This window comes from Nonomuraea sp. NPDC000554 (assembly GCF_040300065.1).
In the GTDB taxonomy this organism is placed as follows: Bacteria; Actinomycetota; Actinomycetes; order Streptosporangiales; family Streptosporangiaceae; genus Nonomuraea.
The window spans coordinates 13,243-27,529 of record NZ_JBEPDC010000021.1 but is presented as its reverse complement, the minus strand read 5'-3'; the positions used below and the strand labels follow the sequence as shown (position 1 = coordinate 27,529).

Genomic DNA, 14,287 nt, shown 5'->3' with positions numbered 1-14,287 from the left:
CCGTGGCGCCCCCGCCCGCCATCGGGACGCTGTTGGCGAAGTAGATCGAACGGGAAAGGCCCCGTGATCAACAAAATCCTTTCGTTCTAGTGGTCGTCGCAACACCCCACCTCAGGGGATGCGATGGACTTCGAGATCCGGGAGATTCGATCTCCTCAGGGACGCAAGAAGCTGGCCAAGGAGCGGGAGCACTACCTTGCTCTCGTGCAGCAGGGCGTGAGCAACAAGGAGGCGTGTCGCATCGTCGGCGTCAACCCGCGAACCGGGCGGGAGTGGCGCAACGGGCGACCTGAAGGACGCAAGAAGAAGCCTCGGCCGCCGGCGCGTCGTGCGTCGGTGGCCCAGGCCTCTTCGCGTTCTCGGTACTTATCCCAGGAGGAGCGCCTGACCATCGCTGATCTGGTGCGCGAGGGCGGATCGATCCGGTCGATCGCCGCCACGCTTGGACGGAGTCCGTCCACGATCAGCAGAGAAGTCCGCCGCAACGGCCACCCGACCAGCGGCGACTATCGGCCGTACGCGGCACAGGCCCGCGCGGACGCACGACGGCCGCGGCCCAAACCGGGCAAGATCGGCCAGAACCCCGAGCTGCGAGCATACATTCAGGACTGCCTGCATAAACGCTGGAGTCCCGAGCAGATCTCCCAGAGCCTGCGCAGGAGCTTCCCTGACCGGCCGGAGATGCATGTGTGCCACGAGACCATCTACCAAGCGCTCTACGTCCAGGGCCGCGGCGAGCTGCGCCGCGAGCTGACCAAGGCGCTGCGGACGGGCCGCGCGATGCGCAAGCCGCGCCGCCTGGCCCAGCAGCGCCAGCCCCGCTACAGCGCGCCCATGGTCATGCTCAGCGAACGGCCTGCCGAGGTTGACGACCGGGCCGTTCCCGGACATTGGGAAGGCGACCTCATCATCGGCAAGAACCAGACATCGGCCATCGGGACCCTGGTCGAACGCACCACTCGCTACGTCATGCTCGTTCACCTGCCGCACGACCATAGCGCGGTCAGCATGCGCGATGCCCTGCTGGAGACCATCGCGACGCTACCGGCCCATCTCCGGCGCTCCCTCACCTGGACCAGGGTAGCGAGATGGGACGCCACCATGAGTTCTCCGTCGCCGCAGGCATGCCGGTCTACTTCTGCGACCCGGCCAGCCCGTGGCAACGCGGCTCCAACGAGAACACGAACGGCCTGCTGCGCCAGTACTTCCCCAAGGGCACCGACCTGTCGGTGCACATGTGCGAGGAACTCGACGCCGTCGCCGCTGAGTTGAACGCCAGACCCCGGAAGACGCTCGGCTGGAACACCCCGGCGGAACGCCTCGCGGAGCTCTTGGTGTCCTGCGGCTGACCTGCACAAGGCAGTGCGGCCCGCATCGCTCTGAGAGGGTGTCTTTGATCCCTTAAAGCGATCTTTGAAGGGGTGCCCGCTCAAGTGAAGCGGGTCAGTCGAAGCGGTGGAGGCCACCGTCGCGGGACCATGGCGCATCTCACATGCCCCGTCCGGCTCGAAATTCGGTAGCTTCCCCGCAGCAGCCGCCGTTACCGTGTCGCGGTGATCTACGAGCATCCTTTGGCGTACGTGCTCGGACTTGAGGGCATCGCTCTGATGCGGGCCTACACCGGCGAGCACGACCGCGCGTTCATCGAGAAGCGCCTGACCGAGATTCGCAAGTTCCTCGACGATGACTCCCTTTCCGGCGCCGCTGTCGAGGTTGCCTCCGTGGATACCGTGGAGGGTTACCGGATCTGGTCGCAGACCTACGACGGGCCCAACGCTTCGTTCGACCTCGACGAGCCCTTCATCCGGGAGATTGTCGACGCGCTACCGGTCGGCGAGGCGCTGGATGCGGCGTGCGGCACCGGCAGGATCGCGGCTTATCTGGCTGGGCGCGGCCATCGGGTGCGCGGCGTGGACAGCTCGCCCGACATGCTGGAGTGGGCGCGCCGGCGGGTGCCGCAGGCGGAGTTCCAGCTGGGTGACCTGTCGTCGCTGCCGGTGCCCGACGGGTCCGTTGACCTGGTGGTCTGCTCGTTGGCGTTGACACATGTGCCCGCGCTGGGCCCGATGCTGACCGAGTTCGCCCGGGTGTTGCGGCCTGGTGGGCACCTGGTGATCGCCGACATCCATCCCGAGGGCGTGGCCCGGGGAGTGGTCCCGCCCGTGCGGCTGCCCGACGGCCGGCCGGGGAGGGTGGCCACCTACCGCCACCTGGTCGGCGACTACCTGCGAGCCGCGCTGGCGGCCGGACTCCAGGTACGGCGTTGCGAGGAGCCTCTGCACTCGCCAGGGGAACCTGGCGAGCGAACTGAGGTCCTGGAGCCGTGGGATGTGTGGCCGTGGGCCCTGTGCGACCTCGCGCCCGAGGCGGCACACGCGGCCACCGTCGGGACGCCGTCGATGCTGTTCTGGCACTTTCAGCGTTAGAAGGGTGAGTTCGATCTCTCTCAAGGTGATCGGGTTCAGCATCGCTCCTCTGTGGCTCCCTGGCCGGGAAGTCGAGTGGCGGGCGTGGCGGGCGTCCTTCCCGGGCCGGACCGGCCGGCCTGGAAGGACGCGCAGCGGTGATCAACTCGCTATGCTGGCCGTCACCAGTAAGTGATCACTGTGTTGCGACGGCCTCTGGAATGCGCCATCAGTGATCACGGGGCCTTTCCCGTGTTAGGAGCTGTATGCCGAGCCAGCTTCACCGCTGAAAGCAACAGAATGAGGGCAGGGCTCGGAACGAGGATGGTTTGCATCTAGCAGCTGCGGTTGGCAGGAACTTCAAAGATGAGTCCGAGACCGTCCTCTTCGTCCCAGTCTTCTCCGACCTTGACGAAGCCGAAGCCGGCGATCGTGGCCAGGGACGCCACATTGTCGGGACTGATCGTCGCCCGTACGGTCTTGACCGCCGGTTCGGCCGCGGCCCGGCACAGCAACTCGATCAGGATGGCTCGGCCGTACCCCTGGCGACGGAAGTCAGGAGCGACCGCGTAGCCGATCTCGACCATGCCCGCCTCATCGGGCGGTCCGTGAAAGCCGGCATGACCGATGACGACACCTTCGGGCCCGGTTACCGCTTGCCGCGCTATCCACCGTACGTGGCGGGGGTCGGCGGCCATCTGGTCGATCCGAATCCGCCACAGCCACTGTGCTCTGTCTGTCACGAAGTACTCAGTCAGAGCGACCCCAGCCGTGTTGCTGGCTGTGGGCAGATCCCCATCGAGCAGAGCGGACATCGCGGTGCTCGACAACTCGACAAAGCGCACATGCTTCGGACTGGTGGGGAACGACGTCTGGCGATCGGCTTCATCTGCCACCGTGCGATGGTCGCAGAGTGTCCGACAGACGTCCACGAAGTTTGGAGTGATTGATCAACCGAACTTGCTCACGACGGCATCCACCACCACGAGCACCAACCCGCTGAAAAGATCACGCCGGGCACCGATTCTCCTGGTTTGCGGCGCTCACCGTAAGAGTAAACCGCTGCACTTCTTCTACGCGCCGACCATTCGGTGGTCACGCCGCAGGGCGTAAGGCGGCGAAGTGCGAAGTGCGGGTTGGAGCCAGCCGCGTTCCGGTGAGCCATGCGTCGAGTCTGGTGAGGTTCATCGCTGCGGCGATGAGGAGGTGCTGGAGGTGGGTCATGGCGGTCCCGCGGTAGCGGGGTCTGCGCAGGCCAAAGCCTTTGACGCCTTGGGCGATGGTGCCCTCCACGCCGGCCCTGTGGGCGTAGCGTTGCTGCCATTCGTCCGTGCTTTGCCTCTGCCGGGCGCGTTGCAGGGCTTCGTGCTCCTCCTGTGGGCGCAGGGTGATGCGTCGCCCTTTGGCTCCGCAGGTGCACAGGTCCCGGCTGGGACAGGCCTTGCAGTCACGCATCGAAAAGCGCACGCGGACGACCGGAGTTCCGCCTTGATCGGTTTCGTTGGCCCAGGGCGAGCTGGTGGCTCCGGTGGGACAGGTTATGACGCGGATGTCCCAGTCGATATGGAAGTCACTGACGGCAAAGCCGTTGCCCTCGGCGCTTTGCCAGGCGTTGTCGGGCATCATCGGCCCCAGCAGTTCGATGCCGCGGCGATCGGCGCGAGCGAAGTTGTGCGCGCTCATGTAACCCTTGTCGGCCAGATGCACTGCCGGCGTCAGCTCACGCGAAGCCAGGGCCTCCTGAACCAGGCCGGTGGCCTCGTAGTCGCTGCCGGGCGACGGAGCGGTGATCACATTGGTGATCAAATGCGGCGCGTCGGTGTCGCACGTCTCCGTGAGATGCACCTTGTAGCCGTCCCAGTGCGAGTCGCGCTTGGTTCCGGCTCGGGCATCGCCGTCGTAGGGCGAGATCTGGCGGATCGTGCCCGGCGGCTGCTCGTCAGGGGCTCGCCAGCGCAGTTGACCGTCGATGGTGACGTACTGCTGGATCCATACATGGCGCAGCGTCTGCACCGCGGGGATGTCACGCAGCCACCCAGGAGCGTCCTGCGAGTAAACCGCACGCAGGACACCATTCCCATCGGCACCAATCTCGTGGCCGAGCAGGATGCGCTCAGCCTTGTTCTTCGGCAGTCGATAGTCCTCGACGCGGGCCTCGTAGCGCTCGAACCATCCGGGCTCGGCCTGAGCCAGCAGCCAGTCGGGTGCTGCGGCGGCCAGCGCGTTGAGCGCGGCGCGCACCGTCTCATGCACCTGCTCCAACCGATTCATCGTGCGCATGGCCATGAGCACGTGAGTGGAGTCGGTCCGCTGCCGACCGCCAGTTCGAAGCAGCCCGGCGGTCACGGCACGCTCCAAGATCGTGTCGAGCAGGCTCTGTTCAAGCGATCCTGCGATCAGGCGATCCCGGAACTCGCTGAGCACCGAGTAGTCAAAGCCGGCGTCGGTCAGCTCTAACCCGAGCGCATACTTCCAGTCGATCCGCGCTCGCACGGCCTCGGCCGCCTGCCGGTCGGACAGTCCCTCACCGAACTGCAGGATCGACACCAGCGCCAGCCGAGCCGGGGACAGCGCCGAGCGGCCACGGGTGGAGAACGCCGCGGCGAAGGCCTCGTCATGGAACAGGACACCCAATGCATCTCGGATACGGATCGCCAGGCTGCCCTTCGGGAATGCCGCCCGAGCCACCGCCAGGGTGGCCGCCGGGATCTGATCTGGATCAGTCGAACGCAGCGACACCCACGACTCCATCCGCGAGCAAGAAAGACAAGAGCGGCCCCATGATCACAGACGTGATCACGAGGCCGCTGCTTTTTGATCTACTTCGCCAACGGTGTCCCATTCGGCAGGCGGGGGTCAGCGCGCCGCGAGCACCTGGGCGATCCGCTGGGCGGCCAGCGCCGGGTCGTCGGCGAGGCCCACGACCTCGCCCCACGACCAGCGGTAGAACCAGCCGTCCTGCATCGGGACGCAGTCGACGGTCTCGGCGAGCATCGCGGTGTCGGGGTCGCTGACCCGCAGCGCGGGCGGATAGGCGCGCAGGGTGGCGGTCAGCCCGCGCTGTTCCAGCTCCCTGGCCAGCTTGCCGAGGAAGTACGTGCGGGTGTGCTCACGCGGGGCTGACATGCCTCCATCAAAACCGAAGAGGGACGAAAAATCGCCCTTAGCCGTGGATGCGCTCGGCTTCCCTGCGCTGCTCGCGCTTGTAGAAGAGCACCCGCAGCGGGATCGCGGCCACAAGCGCGATCTGCATGGTCGCGCCGATCTTGATCGGCATGTCGCCGCCCTCGGGCCAGGCGACCCAGAAGGTGAGGAACGCCACGTTCACCATGATCCAGCCGAGGACGACCGCGGCGAGCTGCCCCTTCGGCTTGGGGTACTCGATGCGGCTGACCATCAGCCAGGCCACGCCCAGCACCGCGAGCAGGGACCAGATGCTGGGCTGGAACAGCAGCACGATCGAGATGACGGTCATGGCGCCCATCGGGATGGGCAGGCCCATGAAGTCACCGCTCTTGGTCTTGACACAGGCGAACCTGGCCAGCCGCACGACGCCCGCGACCAGCACCGCCGCCGCGGCGGCGACCACCGCGGGGAACGGCACCTTGTCGGTGAAACCACCCCAGATCACGACCATGAACGCGGGCGCGAACCCGAAGCTGATCACGTCGGCGAGGTTGTCGAGCTCCGCGCCCATCGCGGACGCGCGGAAGCGCCGCGCGACCAGGCCGTCGAACAGGTCGCAGGTGGCACCGATGAGCAGCAGCACCACGGCGGTCGCGAAGTAGCTCGGCGCGGGGGTGAAGTTGCCGCCCGCCCTGAGCGACTGGATCGCCGATGAGGCCAGGACGCACACCGCGAGGAACCCGCAGATGGCGTTGCCCAGCGAGAGAGAGTCGGCAGCGGACAGGCGGAACGCCTTACCGACCGGGCCGCGTGGTTCTTCTTCATCCGCCTGCCAGCCGCCAGCGTCAGCCGCGGTCAATTCTGGTCACCCCCGCAACCGTCTTCTCCCCCACGGAGACCGCGGGCGAGATCCCTTCGGGAAGGTAGATGTCGACTCTGGAGCCGAACCTGATGAGGCCGATCCGCTCGGTCTGCGCGACCTTGGCGCCCGAGCTCAGGTACGGCACGATCCGGCGCGCCACCGCGCCCGCGATCTGCACCATCTCGATGTCGCCGAGCGCGGTCTCGAAATGCCACACCACACGTTCGTTCTGGTCGCTGTCCTTGTTGAAAGCCGGCAGGAAGCCACCCGCCACATGCTGCACGGATGCGACATTTCCCGCAAGGGGGGCCCTGTTGACGTGCACGTTCAGCGGGCTCATGAAGATCGCCACCCGGGTGCGGCCGTCCGGCCAGGGGTCGATGCTCTGCACCACGCCGTCGGCGGGCGACAGGACGCGGCCCTCGCCGGCGGTGCGGTCGGGGTCGCGGAAGAACCAGAGCATGCCACCGGTCAGCGCGCTCAGCGGCACGGCCGCGAGCGCCCAGCGCCGGTCCCGGCGCGTCAGGAACGCGGTTGCCGCCGCGGCGGCGACAGTCGGGAGGAGCCACGGGGAGACCCCGCGCGCGAGCCGCACGCGGCGGCCCTTCTTAGCAGAATCGTCTGACACGAACAACCTTTGGTGGTGACTGGACAAGGCGCTTTGCCGTGATGTTACAGAAGAATCCGTAACTATTACACGACGAAACTACACAAGCAAAGCGCCTCGACAGCCGTTTAGCTAGCCCTGCTCTGGGTGGTTTCCTCGCCCTCGCGCGCGTCAATGCGGGCCTTGATCAGGCTGGCCACGGTGGTGGTGACCATGGTGACGCCGATGACCGTGAGCGACACCCAGATCGGGACTTCGGGCGCCCAGGAGACCTCGCTGGCGTGCAAGGCTTCCATAATCAGCTTAACCCCGATGAACCCCAGGATGAACGCCAAGCCATAGCTGATGTAGACCAAACGCTGAAGCAGCCCACCCAGGAGGAAGTAGAGCTGACGCAGCCCCATCAGGGCAAAGGCGTTCGCGGTGAAGACGACGAACGGGTCCTTGGTGAGCCCGAAGATGGCCGGGATGGAGTCGAGCGCGAACAGCAGGTCGGTGGTGCCGATGGCGACCATCACGATCAGCATGGGGGTGACCATGCGCCGCCCGTCGACCTTCACCGTGACCTTGGAGCCGACGTACCCGTCAGTGGTGGGGAACGCCTTGCGCACCCACCTGAGCAGGATGTTCTCGTTGAACTCCTCTTCCTCGCCCTTGAGGTGCTGGCGAACCAGATTGATCGCCGTGTAGACGAGGAAGGCGCCGAACACGTAGAACAGCCAGCTGAACCGCTCAAGTGCGGCGGCGCCGAGGGCGATGAAGATGCCGCGCATGACCAGCGCGAGCAGGATTCCGACGAGCAACACCTTGTGTTGGTACGCCCTTGGCACCGCGAATCTGCTCATGATGATGAAGAAGATGAACAGGTTGTCGACGCTCAAGCTGTATTCAGTGATGTAACCGGCGAAGAACTCGCCAGCTTTGTCGGGCCCGGAGGTGGCCCAGAGCAACGCGCCGAAGATGGCGGCCAGGATGACGTAGAACGTGACCCAGTATCCGGCCTGCCGCATGGAGAACTCTCGGGCCTCGCCCCGATCCACGATCCAGAGGTCGATGGCGAGAACAACAAGAAGACCGCCGATCACGGCGATCCAGGCCCACGTGGGGACGCTCATGTCAAACCTCCGGCATGCATAACTGACTGCCGGAGGTCTCTCCCGCCCGCCGAACACGCGGACCGGCAGCCCCGGGGGCCCCGTGGAGTGGGGCTACACCGTGATGACGAGGCTGCCGCGAAGGGATACTCCCCTCCCTAACCCCCGCAGTATACGAGAACCCGTAAGCCCCGCCTAATCGCGCAGTCGGCTATGGACGCCGTAAACATCGAGCACGCTCTCCAGCGCCTCATCGGCCCCGGGCAGTTCCGTGCCGCGCCGCGCCGACGCCTCCGCCAGCTTCTCCGCCGCCCCGGCGCCGCCCGCCACCTCCCGCACGGCGGCGCGCAGCGCCTCGGCGTCACCGTACGGGACGAGCACACCCGCTCCGCCCAGCAGGTCGGGGACGCCGCCGACGGCTGTCGCGATCACCGGCCTCCCGGCCTTGAGGGTCTCGCTGAGGCTGAGCGGCTGCCCCTCCCACCGGCTCGGCCAAACCACCGCGGTGGCGGCGGCGAGCAGGTCGGGGACGTCGTCGCGGTTGCCGAGCAGCAGCACGGGCAGCCGTTCGTCCTCGATCCGGCGCTCCAGGTACGGACGCGCCGGCCCCTCTCCCGCGACCACGAACAGCGGAGTCTCGCCGTGCCAGGGCCCGCGGGACGCGTCGAGCAGGCTCTCGAGCCCCTTCTGCTGGGCCAGCCGGGCCACCGTCAGCAGGACGGGCCGATCCCCGGCCCCCAGTTCGGCCCGCACCTCGGCCGCGGCCCGCTTGGCGGGCCTGAGCAGGGGCGCGGCCACCACGGCGGGCCGCACGTCGCGAGCGCCGAGCTCACGCATCCGCGCACCGAGATCGGGCGAGACGACCAGCACGTGATCGGCCCGCCACGCGACGATCCGCTCCAGCACCCCGTGGACGAACCCGATCAGCCCGCCTGCGGTGAGCGCGTTGTGCAACGTGACGACCAGCGCCCGCCCACCGCGCGTGCGCCGGGTGAGTCGCGGCCCGCAGGCCAGGGCGGCGAGCGCGCCCGCTCGGTGACCGTGGGCGTGCACGACGTCCGCGTCGCGGATCAGGCGCCGGATCGCCAGCACCGCACGCAGGTCGTTGAGCGGGTGCGGACGGACGGAGACGGCGATCTCGGCGAACCGGCCACCGGCGGACGCGAACGAGAACTGCTCCTCGACACTGCGCGGCCCGGCCACCAGCACCCGGTGCCCACGCCGGACCAGCCCTTCGACCAGCATCCGGACGTACCGCCCGGTGCCGCCCGACGTGGTGCCCAGCACGAATGCCACCCGCACGACCTCTCCTCCCTCTCAGCGCGATCCTCTCGGACCGCGGTTGCCCTTCGGCGCCCTGTCGTCAGCGACCGTCGGCGGGCTCGTCCGCCGGGTGCCGGTCGGCCGTTCTGCCCCGGAGGAGCGGCCCCGCCACCTCGCGGATGTCGGGGCCGTCCGCCAGCGCGACGACCAGGCCCCCTGCCACCAGCGCCACGAGCGCCGCCACCGCGGCCGCCAGGACGTTGGGCCAGACGCCGCGCGCGTCGAGCCAGCCCGCGACGGCCGCCCCTGCCACGTATCCGGCCATCCCGCCCGCCACGGCCGCGAACGTGGCCCGCCCCAGCCCGGCGACCGCTGCGCGCCCCCGCGTCCGCGCCACCGAGACCAGCAGCAGGACGCCGCCGACGGTCATGCCCGCGGTCATGCCCAGCGCCAGCCCGGCGATCTTCCAGTCATCGGGGAAGGCCGGCACGAAGACGGCCTGGGCGATCATCACGACGACCCACCCCGCCACCGTGCCCGTGGCGGCGGCCCTGCCGCGCCCCGCCGCGTACAGCACCCGGCTCAGGTGGGCGACGAGCCCGTAGCCGATCAACCCGGGCGCGAACAGCGTGATCGCCCTGGCCAGGCCGAGCGCGGGCACGTCCGTCTTGAAGCTCAGGAACACCACCGCGCCGGGCCCGGACGCGGCGGCGAGCACCCCGGCGGCCAGCCCCGACACGAGCACCACCGCCCGCGTGGTGCGCGCCGCCAGCGCCGCGAACGCCTCCTCCTCGCCCGCGCGCGCGGCCAGCCGGGGAAAGGCGCTGGTGGCGATCGGCACGGCCAGCACCGCGTACGGCACCAGGTAGATCGCCCATGCGTAGTTGTACACGGCGATCGCCCCGCTGCCGATCTGGTAGTTCGACAGCACCACCACCACGATCATGGCGGCCTGCTGCGCGAGAAGCGCGGCGACCCCGGCCAGGGCCAGCCTGCGCACCTGCGCCGCCACGCCCTCGGGGAAGCGCAGCGTGGGCCGCCAGCGCAGGCCCAGCCCGGCGACCGGGCCGAGCACGGTGAGCACGAGGGCCAGCACGCCCAGGCTGGTGCCGACCGACAGCGCCAGCTCGGCGGCGCCCGGCACCTTGGCGGGGTCGGTCACGCCGTGGCTGAGCGGGACGAACAGCAGGTAGGCGACGATGACCACGATGCTGGACACCAGCGGGGCGAGCGCCGGCCCGGCGAACCGCTTGTGCGACTGCAGCACCCCGTACAGCACGACGGCGACGCCGTACAGCGGGATCTGGGGGGCGAACACCACCAGCATGCGGGTGGCGACCACGCTGACCGCGCCGGCGTCGCACCCCTTGATCGCGTCTGGGAAGAACAGGCCGGTGATCGGCCCTGCGAGCAGCGCCGTGAGCGCCCCCAGCGGGACGAGCACGACCACCACCCAGGTCAGCAGCGCCGAGCTGATCCGCCCCGCCCGCGCCCGCGCGCCCGGCTCGCCGTCGGAGCCTGCCAGGACCGGCACGACCATCCCGGCCAGGGCGCCGCCGACGACGACCTCGAAGATGATGTTGGGGATCTGGTTGGCCGTGAAGTAGGCGGTGCTCAGGCAGTTGGTGCCGACGGTCTGGGCGAGAGCGTACTGCTTGGCGAACCCCGTGACGCGGGCGAGCACCGTGATCGCGCCGATGAGCAGCGCGCCGCCCGCGACCCCCCGGGCGAGCCGCGACGTCATGACAGCCATCCGGCGCCCTCGCGCACGGTCACGGTCTCTGTCACGGCCACGGTCACATCCTGCCAGCCCGCACCGACAGTCGCGTCCGGGTTGCTTCCCGGGTCAGGCGGGATCGACAGGACGTCGGCCCAGCATGTCCAGGCTGTTGAGCACCTTGTTGCCGGCGATGACCTTGGTGAAGCTCACCTTCTCCGACGCGGCGGTCAGCGCGGCGACGGTGCCGAGCAGCACGAGCCTGCCCGGACGTCGCAGCCGGGTGACCGCGGCCAGGCCGAGCAGCGCTCCCAGGGCGTTGGCGCCCGCGTCGCCGAGCATGGCCCGCTCGCCGAGATCGTCGGGCAGCAGCGCCGCGGCGGCGCCCAGCGGAACGGCCGCCAGCGCGGCGGACACCGGCTGGTCGCGCAGCACGGACGCCGCCAGCAGCGGCCCTCCCGCGAGCAACCCCACCTTGATCGCCCGGCCGGGACGCAGGTCGAACAGGTTCGCCAGATTGGCGCTGCCCGCCACGACCGCGCCGTTGACCAGCGTGTCGACGGGCCCCTGCGAGACCAGCGCGGCGGCGCCGAGCCCGGTGGCCCCGATGCCCAGGATCTTGACCGCGCCGCTGGTGACCTCGCCTCGGGTCAGCGCCGTCAGATGGCCCTTGAACCCCTTGGAGGAGGTGGTGCCGTACAGGTCGTCGTAGGCGCCGAGCGCGCCGCTGCCGACCCCGGCGAGCAGCGCCGCCAGCCGGGCGCGGACCGGCAGGCCGGGCGCCAGCGCGGCCGCCACGCCGGAGCCCGCGACGAACGCGGGGCCCTCCAGCAGCGTGATCGGCTCGCCCCTGTGGTTGGTGCGGGTCCAGCGGCCCTGGTCCTTCTCACCTGGCTGCGGCGCCCTGCGAGTGAAGGCGGTGTAGGCGGCACGGGCGGCGGCGGCGCCTATCGCGGCGCCCGCGATGGCGTAGAGCAGGCCACGGGCCATGTCAGCTCCCTGACTGGGTGGGGGATGCGGTCGGGGTGGGAGCGGCGGGCTGGGGGGCCGAGGCTCCGGTGCCGACGCCGTACTGGCCGGCGCGCCCGCTCAGTTGCTCGCGAAGAGCGTAGACGACCACGACGCGGCCCGCGGGCATATCGGCGGTGTCGACGGTGGAGACGCGCTTGGCGGCCTCGCTGTCGTCGCGCACCGCGCTGATCAAGCCGCCGGCGACCGCGGCGGTGCTGGCGGTGCCGGCCACCACCACGCCCTTGCCCGCCGCGTCGAGGCCGCCGGCCAGCGAGACCAGGGCGGCCGACTGGATCTCGGCGTGCTCGCCGTCGAACGGCTTCTCGGGCGCGAACATGACGGCCACCGTGGCCCGCTTGGTGGGGTCGCCGTCGACGGTGAGCAGGTTCGCGCGCTCGAACCCGTCGAGGACGCCCGCCGTGGCGTTGTTGGGCGTGCCCGCCTGGGCCGGGTCGGTGGTCAGGAGGGCGGCGCCGAGCAGCGCGGCCGCCTTGTCGTAGACGGAGGCGGCCGGCGCGAACGTCATGGCGCCGGGTTTGAGCTGGGTGGTCAGGTTCTCGATCACGCCGGACCGCTGGGAGTCGAGGAACGTCTCGCTCAGCGTGACCCGGCCCGCGTAGGCGGCTCCGGCCTGGGCGAGGATCTGCTGCTCGGCCTCGCGGTTGGCGGCGCTGGAGCCGGGCGTGTCGACCAGCAGGACGCGCTGGCCGGTGAGCGCGCCCCCGACGACCTCGGGGGTGAGCGAGGTGATGAACGCGTCGTTGGCCGCCTCGCGGCCGCGCAGGGTGTCGAGGTCGGTGCGCAGCCCGTAGTTGGCCTTGGTGAGGTCGTCGCTGGTCTTCTTCGCCAGCTCGATGGCGGGCTCCTGCAGCAGCGTGGTGCCCATGACGATGCCCACCGCCAGGGCGAGAAAGATCGCGACGATGGAGACGAGGTGATAACGGAAATCGATCACGAGAACAGTCCGACCAACCAGAAGATGAAGGCGTTCCAGGCGTCTTGCAGGCCGTTCAGCCAGGTCTGGCCGATCGGCGAGAGGAAGAGCGCGACGCTCATGGTGATCAGTGCGGTGATCACGAGCAGCAGGAGCTGGGGCGTGGAGATGCGGCTGCGGTAGAGCCGGCTCACGCCCTTGGCGTCGATGAGCTTGCTGCCGATGCGCAGCCGGGTGAGGAAGGTGCTCGCCATGCCGGCACGTCCCTTGTCGAGGAACTCCTCCAGCGTGTAGTGGGTGCCGACGGCGACGATCAGCTCGGCGCCCTTCTCGTCGGCGAGCAGCATCGCGATGTCCTCGCTGGTGCCGGTGGAGGGGAAGATCACCGCCTCGCGGCCGAGCTGGTGGACCCGTTCGAGGCCCGGCGCCCTGCCGTCGCGGTAGGCGTGCACGATGAGTTCGGCGCCGCAGCTCAGCGCCTTGGTGGAGACGGAGTCGAAGTCGCCCACGATCACGTCGGGCAGGTAGCCCGCCTCCAGCAGCGCGTCGGCCCCGCCGTCGACTCCGATGAGGACCGGACGGTACTCGCGGATGTAGGGACGCAGTGTGGCGATGTCCTCTTTGTAGTGGTAGCCGCGCACCACCACGAGGACGTGCCTGCCCTCCATGGGGGTGCGGATCTCCGGCACCCCGACGCCGTCGATGAGCAGCCTGCCCTCACCGCGGACGTACTCCATGGTGTTGACGGCGAACGCCTCGATCTGCACCGTGAGCCCGGCCCGGGCCTCGGCCATGGCGGCCTCGACGGCCTCGGATGTCTGCTCGTCGCCCTTGCCCACCACGTCCTCGTCGAGGTAGAGGACGCCGTCCTGCAGCCGGACGACGTCACCGTCCTGGACGCGTTCGAACAGCTCGTGGCTGGCGTTGTCGACGAACGGCACGCCCGCCTCGACCAGGATCTGCGGGCCGAGGTTCGGGTAGCGCCCGCTGATGCCCACGGCGACGTTCACGACGGCCGCGACTCCGCATGCGACCAGCGCCTCCGCGCTGACCCGGTCGACGTCGACGTGATCGATAATCGCGATTTCACCGGGCTGGAGGCGCTTGGTGAGCCTCTTGGTCCGCCGATCGATTCTCGCCACTGCCGTGACACCGGGAAGGTCGTCGACCTTCCTGCCGCGGAGGCCCGGCAAGTTTCTCCCCGGAACCTTCATCAAGACCATCCTGCCAGAGCGAAACAGCTCGGAGGCCATGCACTGCGCGGCGTG

General features: G+C 69.2%; 12 protein-coding genes and 1 pseudogene. 2 read left to right on the top strand and 11 right to left on the bottom strand.

The annotated features are described in order from the left end of the window. Positions 1-123 precede the first annotated feature (123 nt). A pseudogene (locus tag ABT294_RS33405) lies at positions 124-1,349 on the top strand (IS30 family transposase). A 204-nt stretch (positions 1,350-1,553) separates the two neighbouring features. Continuing rightward, the gene (locus ABT294_RS33400) at positions 1,554-2,426 is read left to right on the top strand and encodes a class I SAM-dependent methyltransferase (protein WP_350810300.1); all 873 of its coding nucleotides are present in this window, start codon (positions 1,554-1,556) and stop codon (positions 2,424-2,426) included. Between the two features lie 314 nt (positions 2,427-2,740). Here ABT294_RS33400 and ABT294_RS33395 read toward each other — a convergent pair whose 3' ends face one another. The 11 genes from ABT294_RS33395 to steA form a co-directional block, all read right to left on the bottom strand. Beyond that, a complete protein-coding gene (locus ABT294_RS33395; protein ID WP_350810299.1) occupies positions 2,741-3,301 on the bottom strand; it encodes a GNAT family N-acetyltransferase in 561 nt (186 codons plus the stop codon). A 199-nt stretch (positions 3,302-3,500) separates the two neighbouring features. After that, complete coding sequence (locus tag ABT294_RS33390) at positions 3,501-5,144, bottom strand: IS1182 family transposase (RefSeq protein WP_350810298.1); 1,644 nt, start codon at positions 5,142-5,144, stop codon at positions 3,501-3,503. Between the two features lie 117 nt (positions 5,145-5,261). Then, a complete protein-coding gene (locus tag ABT294_RS33385; protein ID WP_350810297.1) occupies positions 5,262-5,531 on the bottom strand; it encodes a hypothetical protein in 270 nt (89 codons plus the stop codon). Between the two features lie 37 nt (positions 5,532-5,568). Continuing rightward, positions 5,569-6,390, bottom strand: a complete 822-nt coding sequence (pssA, locus tag ABT294_RS33380; protein ID WP_350810296.1) for a CDP-diacylglycerol--serine O-phosphatidyltransferase — start codon at positions 6,388-6,390, stop codon at positions 5,569-5,571. Next, complete coding sequence (locus ABT294_RS33375) at positions 6,377-7,021, bottom strand: phosphatidylserine decarboxylase (protein ID WP_502912185.1); 645 nt, start codon at positions 7,019-7,021, stop codon at positions 6,377-6,379. Before ABT294_RS33375 ends, pssA begins: the two co-directional genes overlap by 14 nt. A gap of 107 nt (positions 7,022-7,128) precedes the next feature. Beyond that, entirely contained in the window at positions 7,129-8,115 is a 987-nt protein-coding gene (locus ABT294_RS33370; protein ID WP_350810294.1) for a TerC family protein, read from the bottom strand. A gap of 174 nt (positions 8,116-8,289) precedes the next feature. Then, entirely contained in the window at positions 8,290-9,396 is a 1,107-nt protein-coding gene (locus ABT294_RS33365; protein WP_350810293.1) for a glycosyltransferase family 4 protein, read from the bottom strand. A 61-nt stretch (positions 9,397-9,457) separates the two neighbouring features. Further along, entirely contained in the window at positions 9,458-11,110 is a 1,653-nt protein-coding gene (gene murJ / locus ABT294_RS33360) for a murein biosynthesis integral membrane protein MurJ (protein WP_350810292.1), read from the bottom strand. A gap of 93 nt (positions 11,111-11,203) precedes the next feature. Next, positions 11,204-12,064, bottom strand: coding sequence for a hypothetical protein (locus ABT294_RS33355; protein WP_350810291.1), 861 nt, complete (start codon positions 12,062-12,064; stop codon positions 11,204-11,206). A 1-nt stretch (position 12,065) separates the two neighbouring features. Then, complete coding sequence (locus tag ABT294_RS33350; protein ID WP_350810290.1) at positions 12,066-13,040, bottom strand: copper transporter; 975 nt, start codon at positions 13,038-13,040, stop codon at positions 12,066-12,068. After that, positions 13,037-14,233, bottom strand: a complete 1,197-nt coding sequence (gene steA / locus ABT294_RS33345; RefSeq protein WP_350810289.1) for a putative cytokinetic ring protein SteA — start codon at positions 14,231-14,233, stop codon at positions 13,037-13,039. The genes ABT294_RS33350 and steA overlap by 4 nt, the downstream gene beginning before the upstream one ends. Positions 14,234-14,287 lie beyond the last annotated feature (54 nt).

Coding starts and splice junctions, on each gene's coding strand:
- ABT294_RS33355 (WP_350810291.1), bottom strand. CDS start 12,064: ATGGCCCGTGGCCTGCTCTACGCCATCGCGGGCGCCGCGATAGGCGCC.
- murJ (WP_350810292.1), bottom strand. CDS start 11,110: ATGGCTGTCATGACGTCGCGGCTCGCCCGGGGGGTCGCGGGCGGCGCG.
- ABT294_RS33385 (WP_350810297.1), bottom strand. CDS start 5,531: ATGTCAGCCCCGCGTGAGCACACCCGCACGTACTTCCTCGGCAAGCTG.
- steA (WP_350810289.1), bottom strand. CDS start 14,233: ATGAAGGTTCCGGGGAGAAACTTGCCGGGCCTCCGCGGCAGGAAGGTC.
- ABT294_RS33370 (WP_350810294.1), bottom strand. CDS start 8,115: ATGAGCGTCCCCACGTGGGCCTGGATCGCCGTGATCGGCGGTCTTCTT.